Source organism: Rhodospirillum sp. A1_3_36 (assembly GCF_047263945.1).
In the GTDB taxonomy this organism is placed as follows: Bacteria; Pseudomonadota; Alphaproteobacteria; order Rhodospirillales; family Rhodospirillaceae; genus Rhodospirillum.
Genome location: NZ_JBLAVB010000003.1, coordinates 1 through 23,733 on the forward strand (window position 1 = coordinate 1; position 23,733 = coordinate 23,733).

Consider the following 23,733-nt stretch of genomic DNA (forward strand, 5'->3'; position numbering starts at 1 on the left):
CCGATGACTTCCAGCTGTCTGTGACGGCGACCGCGACGGAAGTGGATGGCTCGACGGCGACGACGACGGGAACCTTGACGGTCGAGGTTGCGCCGGATGCGGATGCGCCGACCCTGGTGGTGGACGATACCGCCGAGGGGCATTATGCAAGTGGAAGCACTTCCGACGTGGTGGTTGATCTGTCCATCGCGACCGAGGCGACAGATATTGATGGGTCCGAAAGCGTTACCAGCGTCACCATTGCTGGTGTTCCGGACGACGCCAACCTTTCTGCGGGGACCAAGAACCCGGATGGGACTTGGACGCTTGAAGCCCACGACTTGCCGGGCCTGTCCATGACAGTGCCGGAGGGCACGCCGGACTTCCAACTGTCGGTGACGACGGAAGTGACGGATGTCGACAGCGAAGATCCGACGCTGACGGATACGGCGACGAAGATGGCGACGATTGATGTCAGCGTGCCCGAGGACAGCGAGCCCACGGCGACCATGGGCGGAACCGAAGTCAGCGAGGTTGCGGGTTCAAACGTGGTGTCCGGGTCTCTGGACATTGATTTCGGCGCCGACAGTAATGGAGCGTCCGTCGAATTGACGGGCCTGACGGCTGGGCAGGATAGTCTGACCAGCGGTGGGGAAGAGGTGACGATCACCGTCACCGACCACGGCGCCGTGGGCACTCTGGCGAACGGGGATCAGGTCTTCAGTCTGGAGTTGAACACCGGAACTGGCGAGTACACCTTCACCGAACATATGCCCCTGGATCATGGGGAGCAGGGCGGTGCCACTGATACGGGCTTGCCCATCAGCTTCGACTACACCGTCACCGATGGGGACGGGTCGACGGCGAACAGCACCTTTGTCGTCACCGTGACAGATGATGTGCCCGAAGCCTCGAACGATAGCCTGACGGTGGAGGTCGGCAATGAACCGGTCTACCACGCCATCGTCACCCTGGATTGCTCTGGCTCCATGTACATGGACCAGTACGGAGGCGCGGTTACAGGCGATGACGGGGTAACCACATCGCGCTTGGCCCTGGCCGTGGACGCGATCGAGACGATGGCCGAGAAGTATTTCAGCGGCGGCGGAGAGGGGACTGAATTCAGCCTTTGCCTGTTCTCCGGGGAAGGCGCGGCGGATCACTTGGTGACCTATTCGAGCCTGGATGAACTGAAGGCCGATCTGGCGGTTCTGAAGCTCGATCCTTCGGACTACCACAGCTTCGACAGCTATGAATCTGCTGTTCAAACGGTGCTGAAATCAGGCGACATGTTCGGCCAGGATTATAGCACGAGCACCAATTACTATGCCGCCACTGGCGGGCTCATGGAGCTGTATAACCAGGTTGATCCGGGGCAGGAGGTGTCCGTCTATTTCCTTTCCGACGGCGCGCATACGACACGTCCGGGTTTCGAGGCGGACAACAACGGTTGGAGCAGCTTCATCCAGGATCATCCTGATACCGATTTCTATGGGGTTGGGATCGGTGGTGGTGTGAATGCCGATAGTGCTGGCTTCAAGGAAGTCATCCCCGATGGGGACAATACCGACCGCTTGCAGGTCACCGACGTCAACGACCTGGCCGACACCTTGGCCGAGACGGCCCCCACTACTGTGGACGGCAATGTGCTGGCAAACGACGACATGGGCGAAGATGGCTTCAGTCATGTGGCCTCTGTGACCGTGGCCGGTGTGGTTTACAGCTTCGATCCGGCTACAGGCGATGTGACGACCGAAGATGGCTCGGTTGTCTCTCATGATGGGTCGATCCACGTGACCACGGAGTTGGGTGGGACCCTGGATTTCGACTTCACCAATGGGGACTACTCCTACTCTGCCCCAACCGGGACCAGCGCCGGGGATGAGGACTTCACTTACGTGGTGGTCGACGGAGATGGCGACCCCGCCTCTGCGGTACTGACGGTTACCGTCAATGCCGACAGTGTGCCGACGGCGACCGAAGGGTTTGCAGAGGTGAGCGAGGTCTCCGGTTCCAATGTGGTGACTGGCACCCTGGACTTCGACTTCGGCGGCGACAGCCAAGGCGCGTCCCTGGCGATCACGGGTCTGAACGCGGGACAGGATGCTTTGACCAGCGGCGGAGAAGCCGTGAGCGTTGAGGTCAGTGCAGACGGCACTTCGGCGACGGGAACTTTGGCTGATGGGACCCCGGTCTTCACCCTGGAAGTCAATCCCACGACGGGAGAGTTCACCTATACCCAAGACGGTCCGCTGGACCATGGGGCACAGGGTGGGGCAACCGATACGGGGCTGCCGGTTCACTTCGATTACACCGTGACCGACGGGGACGGGTCCACCGCAAGCAACACCTTGACCATCACCGTGGCGGACGATGTGCCCGAAGCCACCAATGATACCTTGACGGTCGAGGAGGGGAGCCAAACGGACTACCACGCGATCGTGACCCTCGATTGCTCCGGCTCGATGTATGTGGAGGGCAGCGGTAAGCTGGTCGATCCGACCACGGGCGATGTCTCGTCCCGTCTTGAGCTTTCTGTGCAGGCCATTGAAGAAACTGCGTCGAAATACTTCGACGCGGGTGGGCCGGGTACGGAATTCACGGTGAATCTCTTTGCCGGAAATGGGCAGACCGTGAACCTTGGGACCTTCTCGGATATGGAGAGCCTCCATGATGCGCTGGCGCCGCTGGCCATCGATCCGGATGATTTCCATCACTATGGTAGCGAATACGGAAGTAGCACCGACACCTATCAAGGTCAGCTTACCGCCAATCTCGAGACCTATTTCGGTTACCAGTATAATCAAAAGTGGAACCCTCAAGGCGGGCATGGGACGGACTATAACGCCGCGACCAACGGACTTATGGCGTCCTATAACACCGAGGTCGATGCGGGCCAGGAGGTGAAAATCTACTTCCTGTCGGATGGGGATCACACATCGGGCGATCTGCACTTGGGGGCTTGGCAAACCTTTGTTGCCGACCATCCCGAGGTTCAGTTCTACGGCGTGGGGATCGGTGCGGGCGTGGATGTGAACGCCAACGAGTTCCCCGATGTCATTCCGACGGGGGATAACACGGATCGCATTCAGGTGGCTGATCCCGCAGATTTGGCCGATACCCTGGCCGACACGGCGCCCAATCAGGTTGACGGCAATGTGGTGACCAACGATGACATGGGCGAGGATGGCTTCAGCCATGTGGCGTCACTCACGGTGGCAGGTGTGGTCTACACCTACGATCCGGACAGCCACACCGTGACAACGGCGGACGGGACCGTCGTTTCCCATGACGGACAGGTTCATCTGACCACGGAACTCGGCGGCAATCTCGGGTTTGATTTCGCTACGGGTGACTATTCCTACTCGGCGCCCGCTGGGAGCAGCGGCGATGAGGACTTCAACTATGTTGTGGTCGATGGTGACGGTGACCCGGCTTCTGCGGTGCTGACGGTGAACGTCATGGCCGACAGTGTGCCGACGGCAACCGAAGGGTCCGCAGATGTGAGCGAGGTCTCTGGCGCGAACGTAGCTACGGGGACCCTGAACTTTGACTTCGGTGGCGATAGCGAAGGGGCTTCCCTGGCCATCACGGGTCTGAGCGCGGGTCAGGATACCCTGACCAGCGGCGGTGCCGAAGTGAGCGTCGAGGTTTCCGGAGATGGAACCTCTGTGACGGGAACCCTGGCGGACGGGACTCCGGTTTTCACTCTGGAGGTCGATCCGGCGACGGGCGCATTCACCTATACCCAAAATAGTCCGCTGGACCATGGGGATCAGGGAAGTGCGACAGCCGATGCGCTGCCGATTAGCTTCGATTACACGGTTACCGATGGGGACGGATCGACGGCGGAGAGCAGCTTGACCGTCACCGTTCAGGATGATGTGCCTGAAACCACGCAGGACGCATTAACGGTGGCACCGGGGAGCGAGCCGGTTTACCACGCCATCGTCACCCTTGACTGCTCCGGGTCCATGTATAACGAGAATTCCGGAAAGGTTTATGATGGCGGCGAGGTCTCTTCGCGCCTCTATCAAGCCGTGGAAGCCGTGGAAACGATGGCCGCCAAGTATTTCGAAAGCGGCGGGAGCGGCACTGAATTCACCGTTTGCCTGTTCGGCGGCGGAGAGGACAGTGTGACTCTGGGAACCTATTCGGATCTTGATAGCCTCAAGGCCGATTTGGCTGGGATTAAGCTCGATCCCGCTGATTTCAAATACTACTCCGATAACATGTTCCACAGTCAAGGTGACTACGAAGATGCAATAAAGGCGGCTCTTCAGCATTCGGATTACTTCGGTAACAGCTATAGTGGTAGCACAAATTACTATGCTGCGACCGATGGGCTGATGGAGGCTTACGATGGCTCCGTCGATAGTGGTCAAGAGGTGTCCATCTACTTCTTGTCGGACGGAGACCACACCACCTACCCGCCCTTCAACGCGGACGGCAATGGGTGGAGCAACTTCATCGAGGCCCACCCAGACGCCAACTTGTATGGTGTGGGGATCGGTGATGGCGTAAACGTGAACGCCAATGAGTTCCCGGAGGTCATTCCCAATGGGGACAACTGTAGTCGCATTCAGGTGTCCGATCCGACCGAGTTGGCCGATACCTTGTCCAATCTGGCGCCGGCAGAAGCCAGTGCGGATGGCAATGTGGTGGCCAACGACAACATGGGCGAAGATGGCTTCAGCCATGTGGCCTCCATCGCGGTCGCTGGCGTGGTCTATACCTTCGATCCTGACAGTGGCGACATAACCGATGGATCGGGACATGTGGTTGGCCATGACGGTGTCTTGAGTGTCGAGACCCAGATGGGTGGAACCCTGGAGTTCGACTTCACCAGCGGGGACTACTCCTATGGGGCGCCGGCGGGAACTCCCGCCGGGCACGAAGACTTCACCTATGTGGTGGTCGATGGTGATGGGGACGGCGCGACGGGGACCCTGAGCGTGACGGTCGATCCCAATGCCGAGGGACCTGCCGCGCCCGAACCGAACTCTGACGAGGCTCTGGCCCATGCCATCGCCGGTGCAGGCAACGATGCCACCATCAATGGCTCGGACGGTTCTGAGGTGATTTGGGGAACCGATGCGTCTGAAACCATCAACGCCAACAATGGCTATGAACAGGTCTACGGCGGCGGCGGCGATGATGTGATCTACGCCGACTCCCAGTCGGGTACGGACTCCAGCGATGGCGCCCAGCTCTTTGGCCAGGATGGGAACGATGTCCTCATCGGCGACAATGGCTGGAACTACATGGATGGCGGTGACGGCAATGACCGCATCGAGGGCGCTGGAGGAAATGGCGAGTTCAAGGGAGGTGCCGGTCACGACGTGATTGTCGGTGGGTCCGGTGGCTGGAATGACATAGACGGCGGTACTGGGGATGACAGTCTCTATGGCGGTGATCACGGAAACGTGATCAGTGGCGAGGACGGCAACGACCTGATCCAGGGCGGTGCCGGCGCTGACGACCTGCTCGGCGGCAGTGGGGATGACACCCTCGACGGCAGCCTGGGTCAAGACAAGGTCTCGGGCGGCGAAGGCAACGATACGCTGCAAGTTACGGTCGGCGAAAATGGCGGCGTTGGCCATTACGACGACTATGATGGTGGCCATGGCAACGACACCCTGGACGTGACCGTCACCGTTGACCAGTTCCATGATGGCGCCGTCATGGGCGATGTCGGAGACCTGCAGCATGATGTCACATCCGGCCATGGCGGGGGGCAATACGACGAACTGGGCTTGAAGGTCTCCAACGTCGAAGGTGTCGACGTTACGGTTGAGGGAACCGATGGGGCGGATAGCATCGTTGGTCACTCCACGGATGGAGCAACCATCGACAGTGTTGATGCCGGGGCCGGTGACGACGTGGTCGACTTCGGTTCGTTCTTGTCCAGCTACGGCGATGTTCACGTCGATGCGGGGGACGGTAACGACACGGTCATAGGCGGGACAGGCAACGACGACCTGCTTGGCGGTGCCGGTGACGATATGCTGATGGGCGGTGACGGGGCCGATACCTTGATGGGTGGTCTCGGCAATGACACTCTGGATGGCGGAATGGGCGATGATGTCATGTCCGGTGGGCAGGGCGACGATCTGTTCATCTTCGGCGGTGGCCACGATATCGTGAACGGGGGAGAAAATGGTTGGCTTGGTGACGACGGGGCCGACACCCTCACCCTCAACGGTGGTGCCATGGAAGGCTCCGATTGGACCCTCTACACCGAGGATTCCGGAGGCAACCTGACGGAAGTGGCCAATTCCGCCACTGCCGGCGAGCATGGCTCCTTCGACCTCACCGATACAACGGGTGTCCTGGTCATCGACGACAGCAACAAGGTCGAATTCGAACACATCGAGAAATTCGACTTCTAAAAGAGCTCAAGGCCAGATCAAAACGGACGAGGGCCGCTCCGGGATACCGGAGTGGCCCTTTCCTTGATAGGATCATATGTCTGAAAAGACACCGTCGCGTTTTTCTTGCTCTGGCAGGAAGGCGCTTTTCTTCCACTGGGGCTCCTTTTCCGGTGAGCCGTTGTCACGGGGCATCCGACCATGAGCCAGACCACCGTTATCGCCGTCTTCAACCAGAAAGGTGGCATTGGAAAAACAACGACGGCAACCAATTTGGCCGTTTGTCTCGCGGCGATGGGGTTCTCGGTCGGTGTGATCGACCTGGATACCCAGGGGAATGCCACCTCCAGTCTTGGCCTGGTGCCCGCACCGGCCAAAGGGGCGAACGATCTTTTGTTCGAGAAGGACAAGGTTGCCAGCCTCTTTTTGCCGACCCTGTTTCCTCGGTTGTCCGTTTGTGGGGCAAATGATCTGCTGACGACGGCGGAAATTCGGCTCTCCATGGGGAAAACGCCCCAGGATGTGATCCGAAAACGTCTGACGCGAGAGCGTTTGGACTTTGACTTTGTGGTGATTGATTGCCCTCCGGCCTTTGGCATGTTGCCCTTGAATGCTCTGGCTGCCGCTCAAAGGGCGATCATGCCGGTGACGGCCGAGCCCCTGGCCCATGATGGTTTGCAGAAGGCTTGGACCAACATCAGGCGGGTGGGAAGCTCTCTGAACCCGGGGCTGGCGAAGCCCGAATTGGTGCTCACCATGGTGGGGGGCAGTCAGGCGTCCATTGATTTGGCGAGCGAAATTCATGGGGAGTTCGGCAAGCAGGTCTTCGTGACCGAAATCCCACGGGACAGTCGGGTGATTGAAGCCGCTGCGGCCGATATGCCCTGTTGCGTGCATGATCCCTCCAGTGTGGCAGCCCGGGCCTATCTGCGCTTGAGCATTGAATTTGTGGCTCGGGAAAGTGTCCGGCGCACGGGGTTCAACCCAAATGCCACGCGACTGGACGAAGGGGGGAAGAGCACCAAGCCCAAGTGGTCAGATTTCGAAAAGGTTCACGAAGTTCTGCGTGAATGGAATGTGCTTTTCCGACCCAGAACCCCCAACAATCGGGGGTGGGCCGATGACGGCCGGAAACAGCCCGATGAGATTGACGACTTTCGGGGGCGTTCTCGGGTGCGCCAGGAGGTCATGCCAAAGGATTGGGTCCGGGAGACCTCGTGACAGTGGTTCGACAGATTTTCTCGGCGTTGCAAAGGACTGGGGGAGTCGTTATGGTCCACCCGTCCTTTATCGCTGCGGGGGGGGAGGTGCCCTTAAGATGAGGAAGTCCCACCATCCTCTGACTCCGCGCGTCTGAACTTCCGGAGCCTTTCATGTCCATGCAAATACGTGAACTTGCCCAACTTCTTGATGGTCAGGCGCATGGTGAGGTGGAATTAACTTTCGAGCGGCCCGCCCATCCGGACAGGGCAGGCGTGAACGATCTTGCCGTTGTGCTTGATAAGACCCTGCTGTCCCGTCTGACCGAGAGCGCTGCACGGATCGCTTTGGTGGCCGAGGGGCAAGTCCCACCGGACGGAGCTGTGGATGCTTGGGTTTCCGTAGGGCGTCCCCGATTCACCATGCATCTTTTAACCCGCAGATACGACATCCCTCCTTCCGTGGCACCGGGGGTTCACTCCTCTGCCGTGGTGGAGGAGGGGGCCGTTCTGGGGGAGGATGTGGCTATTGGCCCCTTCTGTCATATCGGTCGGGGGGCGCGTATTGGGGATGGGTGTCGTCTGGTCTCCGCGGTGACCATTGGGGCGGACGCCTCTGTGGGGCCTGGAGGCTTGTTCTTCCCCGGCGCGCGGATTGGCGAACGGGTGACCATCGGGGCGCTGGCGGTGATCCATTCCAACGCGGTCATCGGTGCCGATGGGTTCAGCTTTGGTCCGCCGGAAAAGGGGGCTGTGGACAGTGCGAAGGCCTCTGGCCGGGTGGATGTGGTGAACGAGCATATCGTTCGGGTTCACTCCCTGGGTGCAGTGACCCTCGGCGACGACGTGGAGATTGGCGCCAATACCTGCATCGACCGGGGGACGCTGGAGGATACGCGCATCGGGTCGGGAACAAAGGTCGACGATTTGGTGATGATCGGCCACAACGTCCAAGTGGGACGGATGTGCATGCTCTGTGCCCAGGTGGGAATCGCGGGCAGCGCCGTGATCGGCGATGGTGTTGTTTTGGCCGGTCGTGTTGGTGTTGCAGACCATATCACCATTGGGGACCATGCTGTGATCGGCGCGGGATCCGGTGTCGGAAATAACGTGCCGCCGCGGGAAGTCTGGGTGGGGTATCCAGCTATGCCCAAGGACAAGGCGGCAGAACAGTTTCTGATGACACGACGGATGAAAAATCTGTTCAAAGATGTTTCGGAATTGAAAAAGCGGGTAAGATCCCTCGCAGGGGCATCCTAACCCTTCCGCACTCAACCCTCGTATTGGTTAGACGAACACATGAGCGAAATTGAAAGCAAAATCTACGACATCATCGTCGAGAAGACGAGTATTGAACGGGAGAAGTTGACCCGCGATGCCTCTCTGGCAGACTTGGAAATCGCGTCCTTGGACTTCGTGGAAATCGTCTTCGCGGTGGAAGAGGAATTCGATATCGAGGTTCCCTATAACGCCAACACCCAGGATGAAGATTTCAAGACCTTGGGCGATATCGTGGGCGCCGTGGAAAAATTGGTTGCGGATAACGGTTGACTGAGGGAAGCGTAACCTCGGGATGGATCGGGGAGGCGCGCCGATCGGAGTGGAAGAGCATGCCCACGGGTCCATCTCCCGTGGGTTGGTTCGTTTTTAGTCTAGAGTGCTTTTTACTCTAGATCAAACCGCCTTAAATCGAAATCGATTTAAGGCGGTTTGATCTAAAATCATAGAGTTAGAGCATTGAGTGGACCGGAAAACCGGTTCCCACTTTTCCGCTCGATGCTCTAGGATGGTGTGCGGAAAAGTGGGTTGGGTTTTGGGACACGATCCTGCTTCAGCACGACGGAGCATCGCGAACGAAGCACTGCTCGGACGGGATGGTCTCCAATAAACAATTATTGCATCGATTTCGCGTGAAACGGAGGCCCGTTTTTATGCACGGTGCTTTCGGCAAGGAAACGGGTGGGCTATGAGACGCGTTGTTGTGACGGGTATCGGGTCGGTTTCGGCGATCGGCGCCAACACTGCGGAATTCATGGACTCCCTTGCGTCGGGGCGGGGTGGGATCGGTCCCATTGAAACCATTCCCACCGATCGGCTGAACGTCAAGATCGCCGCAGAGGTCAAGAACTTCGATCCCAACGCCCATTTTGAGTCCGCCAAGCTTGCCATGCTGGACCGCTTCGCGCAGCTTGCCCTGGTGGCCGCCCGCGAGGCCATGACCGACAGTGGCCTGGAACTGACCGAGGAATTGGGCCTGAAAGCCGCTTGTATCATCGGATCCGGTGGGAACGGCTTGCTGACCTTGGAGGAAGGGTTCCGTCGCCTTTATGAAGATGGCAAGCATCGGGTGCCTCCCTTCACCGTACCCAAATACATGGGCAATTCCGCGACGAGTCAGGTGTCCATGGAATTCGGCCTGAAGGGGCCAGCTTTCTCCGTGTCGAGCGCCTGTGCGACGGCGACCCATTCCATTGGCTTGGGCTTCCACATGGTGCGGTCTGGCTTGGCCGAAATGGCCGTGGTGGGGGGGGCAGATGCCCTGGTCACCATGGGCAACGTGAAGGCTTGGGAAGCTCTGCGCGTGGTTGCCAAGGATACCTGTCGGCCCTTCTGTAAGGATCGGACCGGCATGGTGCTGGGCGAGGGAGGAGCCTGCTTCGTCCTGGAGACTCTGGAGAACGCCATGGCTCGGGGTGCGACGATCCATGCGGAAATGGCCGGGTTTGGTATGACCGCAGATGCCGGTGACTTGCTCTCCCCCTCAGCCGAGGGCGGTGGGCGGGCCGTCACCCAGGCTCTGGCGGATGGGGGGCTGAACCGCGAAGAGATCGGCTACGTCAACGCCCATGGGACGGGGACAATGGCCAACGACACGACCGAGTCCCAATGCATGCATTTGGTCTTTGGGGACCATGCCAAGAAATTGATGATCTCTTCGACCAAATCCTTCCATGGTCACTCCCTGGGGGCGTCCGGAGCCGTGGAGATGGTGGCAACCATCCTCGCCTTGAGGGACGGCATTATTGCGCCGACCATCAATTTCACCGAAGCCGATCCCGACTGCGATCTGGATTATGTTCCCAACGAAGCCCGTCAGGTTCCGGTTAAGGCCGCGATTTCCAACAGCTTTGCGTTCGGCGGACTGAATGCCGTTCTCGCTCTGAAAAAATTCGAGGGATAGAGTGATTTTAGAGTGCTCCAAGATCAAATTGGACCAAGACGTGGCCCAACTTGATCTTGGAGCACTCTAGGGGCTGCGCTTTGGAAAGCATCGGTCCTCTCGGCGGAAGGCGCCGACGCAGGGACCGATACCGTGGTATTCTGGGCTGATCACGCGTCAAGGAATGCCCAATGGCCGATTCACCCCCCGTTACGCTAGTGCCTTCATCTGAGCAACAGCCGCAGCCCCGTTTGCATGTGGTGGCGCGTGCTCCGGGCCTGGACAGGCAGCCCAGTCGGGCCAGGGTGCGTCCGGCTGGGCAGAGCCCTGATGGACCAAACCTTGAGCGGGCCCGGACTCTGCTCGCCGAAGGGCGGTTGGTGGAGGCGCGGGATATGGCGGAAGATCTGCTCCGCCAGCCCCGGGCTCCCAATGGAGCACGGGAGGTTCTGGGCCGTTTGGCCATGGCCCAAGGGCGGGCGGAAGCCGCCGAGGAAATCCTGGTCGAAGCCACCCGGCGGGAAAGCGGCAATGGCGGCCTATGGGTTGCTTTGGGCACGGCTCGCCTGGAAATGGGGGATTTGGCCGGGGCGGAACAGGCCTTTGACCGCTGTTTGCGCACGACCTTGCCCCCGGCCGTGGCCTTGGCCGGATTGGCGGAAGTTCACCAACGGCGGGGGGATGCGCTTCGGGCCATAGATCTGCTGCAGCAAGCCCTGGCGGGGGCGCTGACCGCACCGCCGGGGACGGCGGCCCTGCCTGACGGCGGTGTCTTGCCGCCCAGTCTTGCCGATGCCGTGGCGATCTTGGCCGAAGGCTGCCGTCAGGCGGGACGCCCGGAGGAAGCCGAGCGTCTGCACCGGGTGGCTCTGGCCGGCTATGGGGCTTGCGGTCCCGCGCTGGTGGGTTTGGGGGCCCTGCGCGCTGCAGGGGGACATCCTGCGGAGGCGGAAGACCTGTACCGCGCTGCCCTGGAACAGGGGGCGAGCCCCGTCGAAGCAGCCCTGGCTTTGGCCGATCTAAAGGAAGGGGAAGGGCAGCATGGTGTGGCTGCCGTGCTGCGGGAGGCCGCGGCTCTTGCTGCAACGGAGATCCCTGCAATTATGAGGGTCGCCCTCGCCCTTGCCCGGGCCGAGCAGAACCGCTCGGCTATCGCCCAGTTTACCCGGGTGATCCGCATGGACCCCAACCATGAACAGGCACGCAAGGGGTTGGTCTCCGTCCTGGCCAAAGAGGGAGAGGTGGAGGATGCCCTGTCCCATCTGGATCGGGCCGCAGCCTTGGCACCAAAGGACGCCTGGCCCTGGCTGGAACGGGGCGTGCTCCTGGCTGCCGCAGGCCGCCCGGTGCGGGCCATCGCCGCCTTCCGGGCTTGTCTCGAACGGGGGCCTGGGAATGGCGGGGCCCTGAAAGCCCTCGCTCAGGCCCAGGTGGCTGCGATCGCACCGGGCGAAGCCCTGATCGCTTGTGTTGCTGCCTTGGCCGTAACGCCCACAGATGGTGATCTGCGGACCCTGTTTGCGACCCTGCTCTCTGAACGTCGGTATCTCGACTTGGCGCGCCTTTCCGGGCCGTCCGGAGGTGCCATGGGTCGATCCCGCCAAGTGCCTGAAGGTGTGTTGGCCGTTTTGCGGCGGACGGTGGTTTTCCGCGGACTCCCTTGGGAAAAAGCGGCCTGTGAGCAGCTGGATGGCGGCAGCCTGGGGCTCGGATCCATTTGGAGGGTGCGCTTGGGGGGAGCGGACCTGACGGTCCGTCAACCCGGAGACGGGGGAGAAGACCAGGCCGACGAAGGGCGGAACATGAGGCTGGCCGCCGATCTGGGCGTGGCGCCGCCGCTGCTGGCCTTTCATAGCGAGGACGGCGCCCATGTGTCCCTGTTTGCTCCAGGGGAGCCCTTAACGGCCGATGCCTTGCATAATCGGGGTGTGCTGGGGCGGCTCGCCCAGGCTTTGGCGCGTCTCCATCGAAGTGGGGTCACGTTCCGGGGGCGCTTGCAGATGGGGGCGGCTATCGTGCGTCGGGAACAGGCTCTGGGCCGCCTGGGGGAGATCGGAATTATCAGGGATCAGGCCGAGATTCGGGCCGAATTGCCCCGGGTTCTCCGTGCGCTGGCCGCGCGGGCTCCGAAAGATGTGCCCCTGGTCAACGCCCAGGGGCTGCATGGCTTCATTGATGGGGAGCGGCAGATGCTGCTGACCGATTGGAGCGCTTCGGCCATGGGAGACCCCTTTCGGGACTTGGGTCTTCTGGCCAATGCCGGGCATTTGAGTGATGTGCCCGAACGGGTTTTGCTGTCCCTATACCTGGGGCATAAGGCTCCGCCAAATATGGTGGCGCGTTTGCGGCTTCACCGCTTCTTGGATAATTACCTCTGTCTGATTGAGGCCCTGGATGCCTCCGCGTCCATGGATGATCCCCATCCCCTGCTGGAATTGGCAGAAGGTGCGGCGATGGGGTGCCGGGAGCAAATGCGCGTCGGAGATTGGGAGGCGATCCTCGCCCGCGCGGCGGAATAGGGAGCATCGAAATCGCCGCGCCCTTGGCCATTGATTGATGACAGCTATCGGGTTTTTTGGGCGATAGCCCAAGCCCATTTGGGGGGGCAATGCCCCCAAACCCCCATTTCTCTATTATGAATAGGAGTCTGGGGTCTGAGGCCTTTCGGCTACACCCCCCTGTCGTGGACCGTACATTTTGAGACGGTGCCGGTGGCCGAAGGGGCTCCGCCCACCGGCACCCTGCCAAATTTACATGTTTTCGAGGACGTATTCGGCGCCGGAGACCTTGAGCCCGCCGTCTTCTTCGACGAACAGATTGGTGACGACGCCATTGGAAATGACCATGGCGAAGCGCTGAACCCGCTTGCCCAAGCCCTTGGCGGTCAAGTCCAGTTCAAGGCCCAGGGCCTTGGCGAAGTCGCCATTGCCGTCAGCCAACATCTCCACCTTGCCCTCGGCGCCGCGCGACTTGCCCCAAGCATCCATGACAAAGGCGTCATTCACGGACATGCAAGCCAGGACGTTCACGCCCTTTTCCTTGAAGGCGTCGGCAGAGTCGACGAATCCAGGCAGGTGGAAGTCGGAGCAAGTGGGGGTGAAGGCGCCAGGAACGCCAAACAGCACCACCAGACCCTTGCCCAGGAACTCGGTGGTGTCCAGGGCCTCAATGCCACCTTCGGTCTTGTGGTGCAGGGTGGCCTTGGGAAGGTTATCGCCGACGCTGATCATGGAAAGCTCCGTGTTTATATGGTGAACTGCACTGGCTCTCATGTGGGGAGCGGACGGGAGTTAGCGAAAGGCCTGCATGCTATTTTTCCGCCAGCGTCGGGCTTGAAGCCCGCTCCACCGCCTCCATGACCGCACCGTCGGTCAAAAGCTCGGGCAGGGCGATGCCATTTGGGGCGTGGGGACCGTAGACGGCGTTGAAGGGGATGCCATAGCGACCGAAGCTTGCGAGATAAGCGGCGATGGCCGGGTCGGGGCGCGTCCAATCGGCGCGTAAGGCGACGACGTTTTCTCCGGCCAGCAAGGCGGCGACGGGGCCTCGGTCGAGAACCGCCGCCTTATTGACCAAGCAGGTTACGCACCAGTCTGCGGTCACGTCCACGAAGACCGTTTTCCCTTCGGCCACCAGTCGGGTCGTGTCCTCCGCTGACCAGGGCTGCCAGATCGACGCCGTCTGGGCGTCAGACCCAACGGCGGCCGATGGCGGGGGAGGGGGCCGAAGGGCGAGGGCCGCAGATCCGGCGAACAGAAACGCGATGCCCCCCAAGGCCAGCTTACGGATGGTGGGCGCGCGAGCGCCCAGGGCGAGCAAGGTGACGGTCACGGCCATGGCCAGCCCCACAGCGAGGGCGCTCTGCCAGCCGACCTGGACGGCGAAGACGGTCAGCAGCCAAACGGCGGTTCCGCCCAGGGCGAGGCCCAGGACCCAGCGCAATTTGACCATCCAGGCGCCGGGGCGGGGCAGGCGGGTGGCCAACCGAGGGAAAGCGGCTACAACCAGATAGGGGAGGGCCATGCCCAGACCCAGGCCCGAGAAGATGCCCAAGGTGTCGGCGCTTCCCCCGGCCAAGGCAAAGCCCACGGCGGTTCCCAGGAAGGGGGCGGAGCAGGGGGTGGCTAGCAGGGTGGCGAAGGCGCCGGTGGCGAAGGCGCCGACGAGGGATCCCCCTCCGCCTTCAGCTCCTTGACCGCCCAGATTGGAGAGGATGCCTGGCAGGGGGATTTCAAACAGACCCCAAAGATTCGCGGCGAACAGGGTCAGCAGAATCACCATGCCCGTCAGGAACAGGGGGTGTTGGAACTGAATGCCCCATCCGACGGCGGCGCCCATGGATTTCAGGGCGATGGCCGCGCCTGCCAGGGCCAGGAAGCTCGCCAGGATGCCCGCGCTGGTGGCCAGGAAGGACAGTCGGGCACGTCGGGGCGCGCCTCCCCCATGGCCCACCAGTCCCAGGATCTTCAGGGAGAGCACCGGCAGGACGCAGGGCATGAGGTTCAGGATCAGTCCTCCCACAAGGGCCAAGCCGAGCATGGTCCAGAGCGCAGGAGCCTCTCCCCCGCCGTTCAAGTCGGCAATGGGCGCCCGCCCGGCGGCGGCGGCGGTGAGGGGGGCTCCCGGTTCGGCGAGGGTGGCCGTGTCGATGGTCGTTTCCACGCCGCGAATCCCGTCGGCCACCAGGGCGGAGATAGTCTGGCCGAGCAGCGGGGCCTCTCCCTCCAGGGGGGCGCGCAGGAGAGCGCTCCGGCCGCCGTCGGTCAGGGTGACGCTGGGCGGGCCGAAGGCGAGGCCCGGGGGGGGCTCGACGAACAGGTCGGGCTGGGACAGGGGCGGGTTTGCGCTGACCGCGACACGGACGACGCCTCCCTCCTCGATCACCGCTTCGGTCACCGACAGGCCGTGGGATGTCCCGTTCTTGGGCACCTGGGCAAGGTATTGGGAGATGCTGTGGGCCTGGGGTGATGGCTTGGCCGGGCCGGGGGGGAGCATCAGGGAGAAGCTGCCCTGATCGGGTACACAGATATCCGAACAGATCAGGTAATCCACCTTGGCGTTCAGGATCAGGGGATCACCGGGTTGGGTGAGTTTGGCCGAGATGGGCAGGATGACATGGCCCTGGTAACCCACGGTTTCGATACCCAGAACGGAAAATCGGCTGGGGACCGGCCATTGGAAGGCGGCCTTGGTCAGATTGACCGATCCGGTCCAGTCCATTTCTGGTGGATAGCCCGCGTCGCCGGGGCTACGCCAGTAGATCTTCCAGTGGTCCTTCAACTCCACCTCGAGGCCCAAGGTCAGGGTCTCGGCAGTGCCCACGGCGGTGACCGCACTGACCAGCCGCATGCGCGAATGGGGCTTGTCCACCCAGTTCGAGGCTCCGGGCTCGGCCAATTGGGCAAGGGTCGGCGCAGCCGAACCCAGCAACGGGATCAGAATGGAAAGAAGCAGGGTCAGGACGGGATGCCGTGTCACGAAACAAACCTCGCTCTCCGACTCAGGGGCGGAGAAGGGGACGCGTGGTCCCGGGAACAGGGGGCGCGGATCGCCTGGAGAGGGACAAAGGTCGCTTTTGGGAGAGCCCCTCTCCTACTTTCTTGAGCCTACAATTGTGCCATAGCGCGCCTTCTGGCAAGCTGGGAAAGGACCTATCACGGGACTGTTACCCTCGGGTAGGGGACCATTGCAGGTGGGCAATGCTTGTGATCGCTCATGGAACAGCCTATTTATCGGGTATGATGCACACAGTTCAACAGCACGACGGCTATTTGACCGGCCAATGTCTGGTCGCGATGCCCAGCATGGGAGATCCCCGGTTCGAGGGCGCGGTGATTTATATCTGCGCCCATACGGAAGAGGGGGCGATGGGGATCGTGATCAACCGCCCCATGCAGGAAATTTCCTTCCCGGATATCGTCGACCAATTGGGAATCGAGCCCACCGCCCATTGCGAGCAAATTCGCGTCCAGTTCGGTGGGCCCGTGGAAACCATGCGGGGGTTTGTCCTGCATACGCGGGATTACGAGAACGAGGGCACTCTCTTCGTAGACGACTCCACGGCTCTGACGGCAACACTGGACGTTCTGCGCGCCATCGCAGAAGGGCAGGGGCCCGGGCGGGCGATTATGGCCTTGGGGTATGCGGGATGGGGTGCGGGGCAACTGGACGGAGAATTGAAGGAAAACGTCTGGCTGACCGTCCCCGCAGACCGAAGGTTGCTGTTCGAAACAGCCTTGGAGGACAAATACAACGCGGCCATGGCCCGCCTTGGTATCGATCCCCGCCTGTTGTCCGAAGATGCAGGGCACGCCTAGAGTATCTTCGAGGTCAAGTAGGGTCAACTTGGCTCAAGTTGACCCTACTTCACTCTGAGGTATTGAAATAAAGGGAGGCGTCTCGGGTTGGGCTCCAAGCGGATATGATCCCTAAAAGTCCAAATCCGAGTAGTGGCGGGGCGGCGGAATGTGGGGCACGACCTCCGCAAGAAGCGGGCGAAAGCTGGGGCGACATTTGATCAGGGCGTACCATTCCTTGGCCTGGGGGTGTTCGTCCCAGGGCATATCTCCGGCGTAATCGATCAGGGACAGGTGACAGGCCGCAGTGATGTCAGCATAGCTCAGAACGTCCCCTGCCAACCAACGGCGTCGGTCGATCAGCCAGGAAATGTACTTCAGGTGGGTATGGACATTCGCTCGGCCTGCGCGAATCAGGCGACTGTCCGGCGCCCCACCGGAAATGATCCGCTTCAGCAGCTTTTCCTGGACGATGGGTTCGGTCACTTCCCGGTTAAACTTCCGGTCAAACCAAGCCACGAGTCGCCGCACCTCTGCCCGATGGCGGGGATCGGTACCCAGCAAAGGCGGGTCTGGGTAAACCTCCTCCAGATATTCGCAAATGGCTGAGGGGTCGCAGAGGATCGCCCCGGCGGGTTCTTCCAAGACAGGCACTTCCCCTTCCGGGTTACGGGCCAAGAAGCTTTCATTGCGGACCCACGTCTCCTCGATCACGATCTCATATTCGAGCCGTTTTTCGGAGAGGGCGACGCGCACCTTGCGCGCCGTCGGAGAAAGGGTGTTGTGGTAGAGCCGACGCATGGTGCCAAATTAGGTGCGGCTACGTCTTTGGCAAGAGACAAATTTGGGGACTGTCCTCTTTCCCATCCGAAAAGAACAAATTGAACCGAAGGGATGTATTCTCTTTCACTGAAGTCCCCGAGTCTCTGACCCTCCCTAACCGGAGGTCTTCGCTCTTTATGGGCAATCCGTCAGGGGGGAGGGGGGCTCGGGACAGCTGTCTTCGCAAGTGCTGGCGGTGAGGCTGCCCAGGCGAAAAAAACTGCCTTCTCCGGGAATGACGCGGTTGGATTGGTCGACGACGGGCAGGGGGACGAGCCGAAGAAGAGTGAAGACTTGGCCGTTCTGGCTCAAGTTCGTAAAGCGACTGCTCGAGTCCAAGCTTTTAGAGGGGCAACCGCGCAGCTCCAGGGTCCCCATGACTTTATTTTCGTCCCAAAATTCAAGGCGCGCGCCCTCGCGCCAATGGATAGGGCAGCTGCCGACGTGGTTGGGCGGGGCAAGGCAGCGCTTTTTGGTTGGATCGTTGCTTCTTAGCCATGCCGCATCAACCTGACGCCGTCCCTCCAACCCGGATAGGGTTAGGGACACCCGTTCATATGGCCGGTGAAACAGAATGCTCAAGGCGCGGGGAGATTCGGACTCGGTTGCATCGAGTCCCAACTCCCCCCCATCCACCAGGGCTGGGCTATCGGTCAAGGGCGCCGCATCCGAATACACACCAAGGCCCCGGTTCATCGATGTCGAGTCAACGGCCAAGGTTCCTCCCTCCGCGATCAGGCGGGCACCTTCGATGGTCAGACTCGTTTGACCGCTGTCCTGGACAGCACCTTCCAGGTCCCGGCCAATCCAGGTGACATCGGTTTGCGCCGAGAGGGCCGCCAGGGTGGTGGGGAGCTCCAAGGGGGAGTTTCCCATAGTCGGAAGGGGCGGTGTTCGCCCTGCTGCGACGGCCAGAGTGCCCGCTGTCCGATAACCCAGCAGGTCGTCGAAAGATGCCCTGTCCCCATTCCGCCGTCCGGCCTCGAGGGTGTAAAAGGCGTCCCCGTTGCTGTTTTCGCCTTCTGCCCCGTTGGTGGAAGCGGTCAAGGCGCCGTTTTGTCCCCGGGAGAGGAGCAGTGTCAGGGCGGCGATTTTCTGTTCCGTGCCTGCGGTCTTGGTCGAAGTGATTGTCAGCTTTCCCTCAGGCCAACTTTGCCTATCTGCCAAGGCACCGATGACGGTGGCCGACCGGGTTACCGCGTAGACGAGGGGGCGGCCCCAAGGGTCGCGGGCATCGGCTTTCGAAAGCCCGAGGGTTATCCAGGGCAGGCCACCCTCCAGGGCGTTGTCGGAGCTGTTTGTTGGGGGATCCTCCAGCCCGTTGCCATTCCGGTCGGGGGTGGGCAAACGGTCCTCTGCCCAGGCGAAGGTGGTGAGGCGTTCCAACAGCTCGTCGATTTGAGATTGGGCCTGGATGCGTGCCTTACCCTGGTCGCTTGTCCCCAGTGCCGATAAGGTGGCCCAGGTGGCAAACCCAAGGATGGCGAGGACTGCGGCCATCTCGATCAAGCCCCACCCAGGTTGGGCTCGGCGGGGTACGAACGCAAGGTTTGGAAGAAATTTGAAAAAAGGCATCTGTTCCCCCTTGGCGGATGCGAAAGGATGGAGTAGGTTCCCTCTCCTTCCCGGGCGACCGTAGCTCAGCTGGATAGAGCGTTGGCCTCCGAAGCCAAAGGTCAGGGGTTCGACTCCCTTCGGTCGCACCAATTTTTGCTAAGAAAAACGCCGATCTTTCGTGAAACGAGAGTTCGGCGTTTTTCGTAATCGGCATGGCTCGCCGCGCGTTCGCCCAAGGGGATCCAGACCCAGCTGTGTTCCTTGTCGATCTCGGTGTGGTTCCCTTTCTGGACGCTTGTCCATGTCACAATGGAAATCCTCTCTCCACTCACGCTAAAAGATTTTTCAATCGGTACCATGGTTCGACTGTGTTGTCTTGTCGAGGCTTTCGCAGCCTTTCCCTAGGCTATTTGAGGATGAATGTTCTGCAGTCTTTTGGTAGCGTTGTTTCTTGCGTTCTGCATAGTGCTGCTTGCGCTTTGCATGGTGGTGCTTGGCTATAACGGGGTTGAGTGCTGTTCTATTCTTTGCTTTTAGTGAATGGGTGAATGCTATGTCTGCTCATGCGATGGACGATGTCGGGGAAGAGGTCCGTGTGGCCTTTTCCGGTCCCTTATCCTACCGTGACGGGCGGGAGCTGGGGGTATTGGCCCTGGCCCTGGAAGAACCCTGGGTCAGGCGGGTGGTTTTGGATATGCGCGCTGTCGAAGGCGTGGACCATGCCGCAGCAGGAATGCTGCGTTTCTGTGCCGACCGAGCGCGGATGTGCTCGGTTTCCCTGTTCATGACGGGCGTCCGCCCCCCTGTGCAAGATCGCCTTGGTCTTGATTTGCCTGCGAAAATTGTCTCATACATGTGACGGTTGTCCTTGATTTTACGGCCCTGCTGAGTTCATTTCCATGTGGAGCGGAGGGGAGGACATGATAGGGTCTTCGCCGGATTTTACGCCTGAAAGGGAAGGACGAGTGGCATGGCGAGTGATGAGTGGGAGGACTCTTCTTCGACGGGGATAGAGGAGGATGCGCTCCTTTTCGCCGACGACGAAGAAGAAGGGCTCCCCTCGGGGCCGATATTGACCCCTTGGTCGGTTTTGGTCGTGGACGACGATCAGGAAGTTCATGCGCTGACCCGCATGCTATTGGGGGAGATTCGGTACAAGGGACGGGCTTTGACTTTGTACTCAGCCCATTCCGCAGCCGAGGCCAGGAAAATCCTGGAAGACTTGCCCGATGTGGCCGTGATTCTTCTGGATGTGGTGATGGAAACCGATGACGCGGGTTTGCGTCTGGTTCGCACCATCCGGGAGGACATGGGGAATCGTCACGCCCGTATTATTTTGCGCACGGGCCAACCCGGCCAGGCACCTGAACGGGAAGTGATCGAGGCCTATGATATCAATGACTACAAGGCGAAGACCGAGCTGACGGCGCAAAAACTGCACACCACCCTGATTTCGGCCTTGCGCGGTTACGACGATATCATGGCTCTGGTGCATTCCAGACGGGGGCTTCGTCAAATCCTGGAGTCGTCTGCGTCGCTTTTCCAGCAGCGCTCCATGGAGAAGTTCGCTGCGGGTGTGTTGATCCAGCTCAATGCTCTTCTCGGTATATCGGGGGATGGAATCCTCTGTGCCCAAGTCGGGCGTGACGACATGGGAGAGCCGGGAGCTGTGACAATCCTGGCCGCGTCAGGCGCCTATGAAGAGATGAGTGGCCGCCCCCTGGAAGAGCTGGAAAACCCCAGTGTCCTGCACTTGATTCAAACGGCCTTGGAGCAGAAGGAAACCCAGGTTGTTCCTTCGGCAACGGCCCTTTACATGCCGACGAAGGATGGGAGGGAGACGGTCATTTTCCTTGGGGCCGACACGCCGTTGTTGGCCGGGGACCGGGATATGGTGCAGGTGTTCTGTGACAATATTTCCGTTGGGTTCGATAATGTCTGTCGATTGGAATCCCTGACTGCGGAAAACGCCCGCTTGCGGGCGGCTCTCGACAAAAGGTAGGCGGCCTGCCTTGGCGATTGAGACCGATGGACTCCCTTGCCTTTCCCCGAAGCTCAAACGGTTTTGAACCGGACCAATGGAGACGTCCCATGGCCACTGTGATCCACGGGATCAAGAATTGCGACACCATGAAAAAAGCCTTCGCTTGGCTGGCCGAGCATGGGATTGAGCATGAGGTCTACGATTACAAGAAGCAGGGGGTGACACCTGAGATGCTCGGCCGTTGGTGCGATGCCCTGGGCTGGGAAAAGCTATTGAATCGGGCGGGAACCACGTTCCGCAAGTTACCCGACGACCTGAAGGCGGGATTGGATCGCGACAGGGCCATTGCTTTGATGGTGGACTCCCCCTCGATGATCAAGCGACCGGTTCTGGAGCGGGACGGAGTCTTGCTTCTGGGGTTCAAGCCAGAGCAATACGAGGCCTTTTTCCAAGCTTGAAACCGGGTGTCACGGTCGACCGGACAGGGCGAGCGTGGCAAGAAGACGGAAGGCCTGGGCCGTGGGTGAATAATGCTGGACGACCCAGGCGCGGCCTGCCTCGCCGATGGCCCGGCGATCCGTGTCGGGGGACAAGAGACGGTCGATATCCCGCTCCAGATTGGCGAGGTCCAGTCCCACATAATGAACCCAGTTGGTCGGCATGACGGGAAGGCGGCAGCCATATTTCTCCAGATCCACATGGACGGTTACCGCCCCGCAGGCGAGACTTTCCCAGAAACGCCAGCTGTCCCAGCGGAAAAGAACCGGGGAGTCATGGAAACGGGCATGGTCCAACAGGGCAGCTTGGCTTTCCTTCAGCGAGAGGTTTTTGCTTATGTCCGGCATGAACTGTCCGCCATAGGCGAGACAGATGTCCGCCTCTTTCAGTCTCTGCATGTAGGAAACCTGGACGCGGCCGGCTGTGGCGTCGATGGTTTGGTTGATAGGGCGGTGCTTTCCCAGCCGGGGAAGTAAAATAACGTCCAGGTGGTCCCGTAGTCCCTGGTGCAAAGAGGGGGTGAAGGAGCGGCTGATGGTGTCTGTGCGGGGGCCAGAGACTGCCCTGTCGATATTCCCAAGTGTGGTGGGCATCAGGCCGAAACACCAGGGGACGCGCCACCCTTCTATTTCGAAAAATCGGTTTTCATGGGCGACCAAGGTGGGGATATCGGTCGGTGTAATCCGGTTGCTTGCATCGTCTCCGTCCATCAGGAAAACCAATCGCTCCGAACCGAGCGTTCTTATGTCCTCCAGAACTTTTGGAGCGATACGGTTGCGTTGCGTGGGGATGCCTCTGATGTCTATGAGTAGCAAACCAGCGGAGGCAAACCGGTCGGGCGCAGCGATGAGCGGGCAGGTGCCTCCCCGGTCCTTTGGCCATTCCGGAAACTGGCCAAAGCACGGAATTCCTAAGTCTGTCAATCCTTTAGACAGACTTAGACCAAAGACATTGAACTCCACGCCTGGTGCCAGGAAGCCGACGCCCTGATCGTGGAGACGCATCAGAAGGGAGGCGGCGCGGTTGGTGATATCGCTCATGACGTTATTGTCCTGCCTGACGGCGGGGTGGGCAGCGGCCATCGGCTTCCAGTTGTACGGAGCCCATGCGGGCCTGGATGGTCCCTGCGCGGCGGGAGACGTAGGGTCCCGGTTTGCTCGCAGACCATTTCCGTGGATTGGGAAGGATGACGGCCAGAAGAGCCGCTTGGCGGGGGGACAGGTCTGCTGCGGGAATGCCGAAATGGTGTCGTGCGGCAGCTTCCGCGCCATAGATCCCCGGCGCCCATTCGATGATGTTTAAATAGACTTCAAGGATCCGGTCCTTGGGCCAAACCAGCTCCATAAGGGCCGTAGAATAGGCTTCCAGCCCCTTGCGGATGAGATTTCGTCCATCCCACCATAGAAGGTTTTTTGCCGTCTGCATGGAAATCGTACTCGCTCCCCTTAGGCGTCCCCCCTTCTGGTAGGTCGCCCAGGCCCTTTCCAATTCCTTTAAGTCGAATCCGGCGTGTTCGCAAAACCGACCATCCTCGCTCGCGATCACTGCCTTGCGGAGATTGGGAGAAATCGCCTTCATCGGCACCCAGTCTTTGGTGAGGCCTTCCCCTTCGATCAAACGCAGGATCATGAGCGGGGTTATGGGGACAGGAAGGATCCGGTAAGCCAACAGATTGACGAAGGGCCATATGACGAGCAAGCACACAAGCGCCATCCCCGCCCAACGGACCGCCTGGGAGAGAGACCCTTTGACCTTGGATCTGCGGGTCCGGTCGCTGCCTGCGCTCTTAGACGTTCTCTTCCAGGCCATGTCCGCTCTTGTTCTCCTGCTGCCTTGGCCCAACTTGGCCTTGAAGGCACTCTAGATT

17 protein-coding genes and 1 tRNA gene are annotated in these 23,733 nt (G+C 60.5%); 12 read left to right on the forward strand and 6 right to left on the reverse strand.

What is annotated here, in order from left to right; translation table 11 throughout:
• The first annotated feature begins 20 nt into the window (after nucleotides 1-20).
• From ACLIRY_RS07675 to ACLIRY_RS07700, 6 genes are all read left to right on the forward strand, one after another.
• Complete coding sequence (locus tag ACLIRY_RS07675; RefSeq protein WP_413204795.1) at nucleotides 21-6,371, forward strand: DUF5801 repeats-in-toxin domain-containing protein; 6,351 nt, start codon at nucleotides 21-23, stop codon at nucleotides 6,369-6,371.
• Between the two features lie 180 nt (nucleotides 6,372-6,551).
• Nucleotides 6,552-7,571, forward strand: a complete 1,020-nt coding sequence (locus ACLIRY_RS07680; protein WP_413204796.1) for a ParA family protein — start codon at nucleotides 6,552-6,554, stop codon at nucleotides 7,569-7,571.
• Nucleotides 7,572-7,723: 152 nt separating this feature from the next.
• The gene (gene lpxD / locus ACLIRY_RS07685; RefSeq protein ID WP_413204797.1) at nucleotides 7,724-8,809 is read left to right on the forward strand and encodes a UDP-3-O-(3-hydroxymyristoyl)glucosamine N-acyltransferase; all 1,086 of its coding nucleotides are present in this window, start codon (nucleotides 7,724-7,726) and stop codon (nucleotides 8,807-8,809) included.
• A gap of 39 nt (nucleotides 8,810-8,848) precedes the next feature.
• The gene (locus tag ACLIRY_RS07690) at nucleotides 8,849-9,100 is read left to right on the forward strand and encodes an acyl carrier protein (RefSeq protein ID WP_413204798.1); all 252 of its coding nucleotides are present in this window, start codon (nucleotides 8,849-8,851) and stop codon (nucleotides 9,098-9,100) included.
• A 415-nt stretch (nucleotides 9,101-9,515) separates the two neighbouring features.
• Nucleotides 9,516-10,730 (forward strand): beta-ketoacyl-[acyl-carrier-protein] synthase family protein, encoded by a 1,215-nt coding sequence (locus ACLIRY_RS07695; protein ID WP_413204799.1) that lies wholly within the window; start codon nucleotides 9,516-9,518, stop codon nucleotides 10,728-10,730.
• Between the two features lie 170 nt (nucleotides 10,731-10,900).
• Nucleotides 10,901-13,228: a tetratricopeptide repeat protein gene (locus ACLIRY_RS07700; protein WP_413204800.1), complete on the forward strand. Its 2,328-nt coding sequence runs from the start codon at nucleotides 10,901-10,903 to the stop codon at nucleotides 13,226-13,228.
• Nucleotides 13,229-13,459: 231 nt separating this feature from the next.
• On the opposite strand, the gene ACLIRY_RS07705 is transcribed toward ACLIRY_RS07700, so the two are convergent.
• On the reverse strand, nucleotides 13,460-13,939 hold the full coding sequence (locus tag ACLIRY_RS07705; RefSeq protein WP_413204801.1) for a peroxiredoxin: 480 nt from the start codon (nucleotides 13,937-13,939) through the stop codon (nucleotides 13,460-13,462).
• 79 nt (nucleotides 13,940-14,018) lie between these two features.
• Nucleotides 14,019-16,187 carry a protein-disulfide reductase DsbD family protein gene (locus ACLIRY_RS07710; protein ID WP_413204802.1) on the reverse strand — a complete coding sequence of 723 codons (2,169 nt, stop codon included), beginning with the start codon at nucleotides 16,185-16,187 and terminating at the stop codon, nucleotides 14,019-14,021.
• Between the two features lie 260 nt (nucleotides 16,188-16,447).
• Here ACLIRY_RS07710 and ACLIRY_RS07715 point away from each other — a divergent pair, with 260 nt between their 5' ends.
• On the forward strand, nucleotides 16,448-17,026 hold the full coding sequence (locus tag ACLIRY_RS07715; protein WP_413204803.1) for a YqgE/AlgH family protein: 579 nt from the start codon (nucleotides 16,448-16,450) through the stop codon (nucleotides 17,024-17,026).
• 111 nt (nucleotides 17,027-17,137) lie between these two features.
• Here ACLIRY_RS07715 and ACLIRY_RS07720 read toward each other — a convergent pair whose 3' ends face one another.
• Together ACLIRY_RS07720 and ACLIRY_RS07725 are read right to left on the reverse strand one after the other, a co-directional pair.
• Complete coding sequence (locus ACLIRY_RS07720) at nucleotides 17,138-17,806, reverse strand: glutathione S-transferase family protein (protein WP_413204804.1); 669 nt, start codon at nucleotides 17,804-17,806, stop codon at nucleotides 17,138-17,140.
• 156 nt (nucleotides 17,807-17,962) lie between these two features.
• Nucleotides 17,963-19,402, reverse strand: coding sequence for a type II secretion system protein (locus tag ACLIRY_RS07725; protein WP_413204805.1), 1,440 nt, complete (start codon nucleotides 19,400-19,402; stop codon nucleotides 17,963-17,965).
• A gap of 54 nt (nucleotides 19,403-19,456) precedes the next feature.
• On the opposite strand from ACLIRY_RS07725, the gene ACLIRY_RS07730 reads away from it, so the two are divergent.
• The 4 genes from ACLIRY_RS07730 (at nucleotide 19,457) to ACLIRY_RS07745 (ending at nucleotide 21,826) form a co-directional block, all read left to right on the forward strand.
• Nucleotides 19,457-19,533, forward strand: a tRNA-Arg gene (locus ACLIRY_RS07730).
• A 404-nt stretch (nucleotides 19,534-19,937) separates the two neighbouring features.
• Nucleotides 19,938-20,243: an STAS domain-containing protein gene (locus ACLIRY_RS07735; RefSeq protein ID WP_413204806.1), complete on the forward strand. Its 306-nt coding sequence runs from the start codon at nucleotides 19,938-19,940 to the stop codon at nucleotides 20,241-20,243.
• Nucleotides 20,244-20,354: 111 nt separating this feature from the next.
• Complete coding sequence (locus tag ACLIRY_RS07740; protein ID WP_413204807.1) at nucleotides 20,355-21,386, forward strand: DUF3369 domain-containing protein; 1,032 nt, start codon at nucleotides 20,355-20,357, stop codon at nucleotides 21,384-21,386.
• 89 nt (nucleotides 21,387-21,475) lie between these two features.
• Complete coding sequence (locus ACLIRY_RS07745) at nucleotides 21,476-21,826, forward strand: arsenate reductase (RefSeq protein ID WP_413204808.1); 351 nt, start codon at nucleotides 21,476-21,478, stop codon at nucleotides 21,824-21,826.
• Nucleotides 21,827-21,835: 9 nt separating this feature from the next.
• Here the strand turns inward: ACLIRY_RS07745 and ACLIRY_RS07750 are convergent, their stop codons facing one another.
• Both ACLIRY_RS07750 and mtgA read right to left on the reverse strand, forming a co-directional pair.
• Nucleotides 21,836-22,906 carry a glycosyltransferase gene (locus ACLIRY_RS07750; RefSeq protein WP_413204809.1) on the reverse strand — a complete coding sequence of 357 codons (1,071 nt, stop codon included), beginning with the start codon at nucleotides 22,904-22,906 and terminating at the stop codon, nucleotides 21,836-21,838.
• A gap of 4 nt (nucleotides 22,907-22,910) precedes the next feature.
• Nucleotides 22,911-23,579, reverse strand: coding sequence for a monofunctional biosynthetic peptidoglycan transglycosylase (gene mtgA, locus ACLIRY_RS07755; protein WP_413205332.1), 669 nt, complete (start codon nucleotides 23,577-23,579; stop codon nucleotides 22,911-22,913).
• On the opposite strand from mtgA, the gene ACLIRY_RS07760 reads away from it, so the two are divergent.
• Nucleotides 23,554-23,730, forward strand: a complete 177-nt coding sequence (locus tag ACLIRY_RS07760) for a hypothetical protein (RefSeq protein WP_413205351.1) — start codon at nucleotides 23,554-23,556, stop codon at nucleotides 23,728-23,730. The genes mtgA and ACLIRY_RS07760 overlap by 26 nt on opposite strands.
• Nucleotides 23,731-23,733: the final 3 nt, after the last annotated feature.

Excerpts from the sequence above, each read along its gene's own strand:
- ACLIRY_RS07705 (WP_413204801.1), bottom strand. The coding sequence starts at position 13,939 with ATGATCAGCGTCGGCGATAACCTTCCCAAGGCCACCCTGCACCACAAG.
- lpxD (WP_413204797.1), top strand. The coding sequence starts at position 7,724 with ATGTCCATGCAAATACGTGAACTTGCCCAACTTCTTGATGGTCAGGCG.
- ACLIRY_RS07760 (WP_413205351.1), top strand. The coding sequence starts at position 23,554 with ATGACGAGCAAGCACACAAGCGCCATCCCCGCCCAACGGACCGCCTGG.
- ACLIRY_RS07700 (WP_413204800.1), top strand. The coding sequence starts at position 10,901 with ATGGCCGATTCACCCCCCGTTACGCTAGTGCCTTCATCTGAGCAACAG.
- ACLIRY_RS07735 (WP_413204806.1), top strand. The coding sequence starts at position 19,938 with ATGTCTGCTCATGCGATGGACGATGTCGGGGAAGAGGTCCGTGTGGCC.
- ACLIRY_RS07695 (WP_413204799.1), top strand. The coding sequence starts at position 9,516 with ATGAGACGCGTTGTTGTGACGGGTATCGGGTCGGTTTCGGCGATCGGC.
- ACLIRY_RS07745 (WP_413204808.1), top strand. The coding sequence starts at position 21,476 with ATGGCCACTGTGATCCACGGGATCAAGAATTGCGACACCATGAAAAAA.
- ACLIRY_RS07680 (WP_413204796.1), top strand. The coding sequence starts at position 6,552 with ATGAGCCAGACCACCGTTATCGCCGTCTTCAACCAGAAAGGTGGCATT.
- ACLIRY_RS07725 (WP_413204805.1), bottom strand. The coding sequence starts at position 19,402 with ATGCCTTTTTTCAAATTTCTTCCAAACCTTGCGTTCGTACCCCGCCGA.
- ACLIRY_RS07715 (WP_413204803.1), top strand. The coding sequence starts at position 16,448 with ATGATGCACACAGTTCAACAGCACGACGGCTATTTGACCGGCCAATGT.
- ACLIRY_RS07740 (WP_413204807.1), top strand. The coding sequence starts at position 20,355 with ATGGCGAGTGATGAGTGGGAGGACTCTTCTTCGACGGGGATAGAGGAG.
- ACLIRY_RS07750 (WP_413204809.1), bottom strand. The coding sequence starts at position 22,906 with ATGAGCGATATCACCAACCGCGCCGCCTCCCTTCTGATGCGTCTCCAC.
- mtgA (WP_413205332.1), bottom strand. The coding sequence starts at position 23,579 with ATGGCGCTTGTGTGCTTGCTCGTCATATGGCCCTTCGTCAATCTGTTG.
- ACLIRY_RS07720 (WP_413204804.1), bottom strand. The coding sequence starts at position 17,806 with ATGCGTCGGCTCTACCACAACACCCTTTCTCCGACGGCGCGCAAGGTG.
- ACLIRY_RS07690 (WP_413204798.1), top strand. The coding sequence starts at position 8,849 with ATGAGCGAAATTGAAAGCAAAATCTACGACATCATCGTCGAGAAGACG.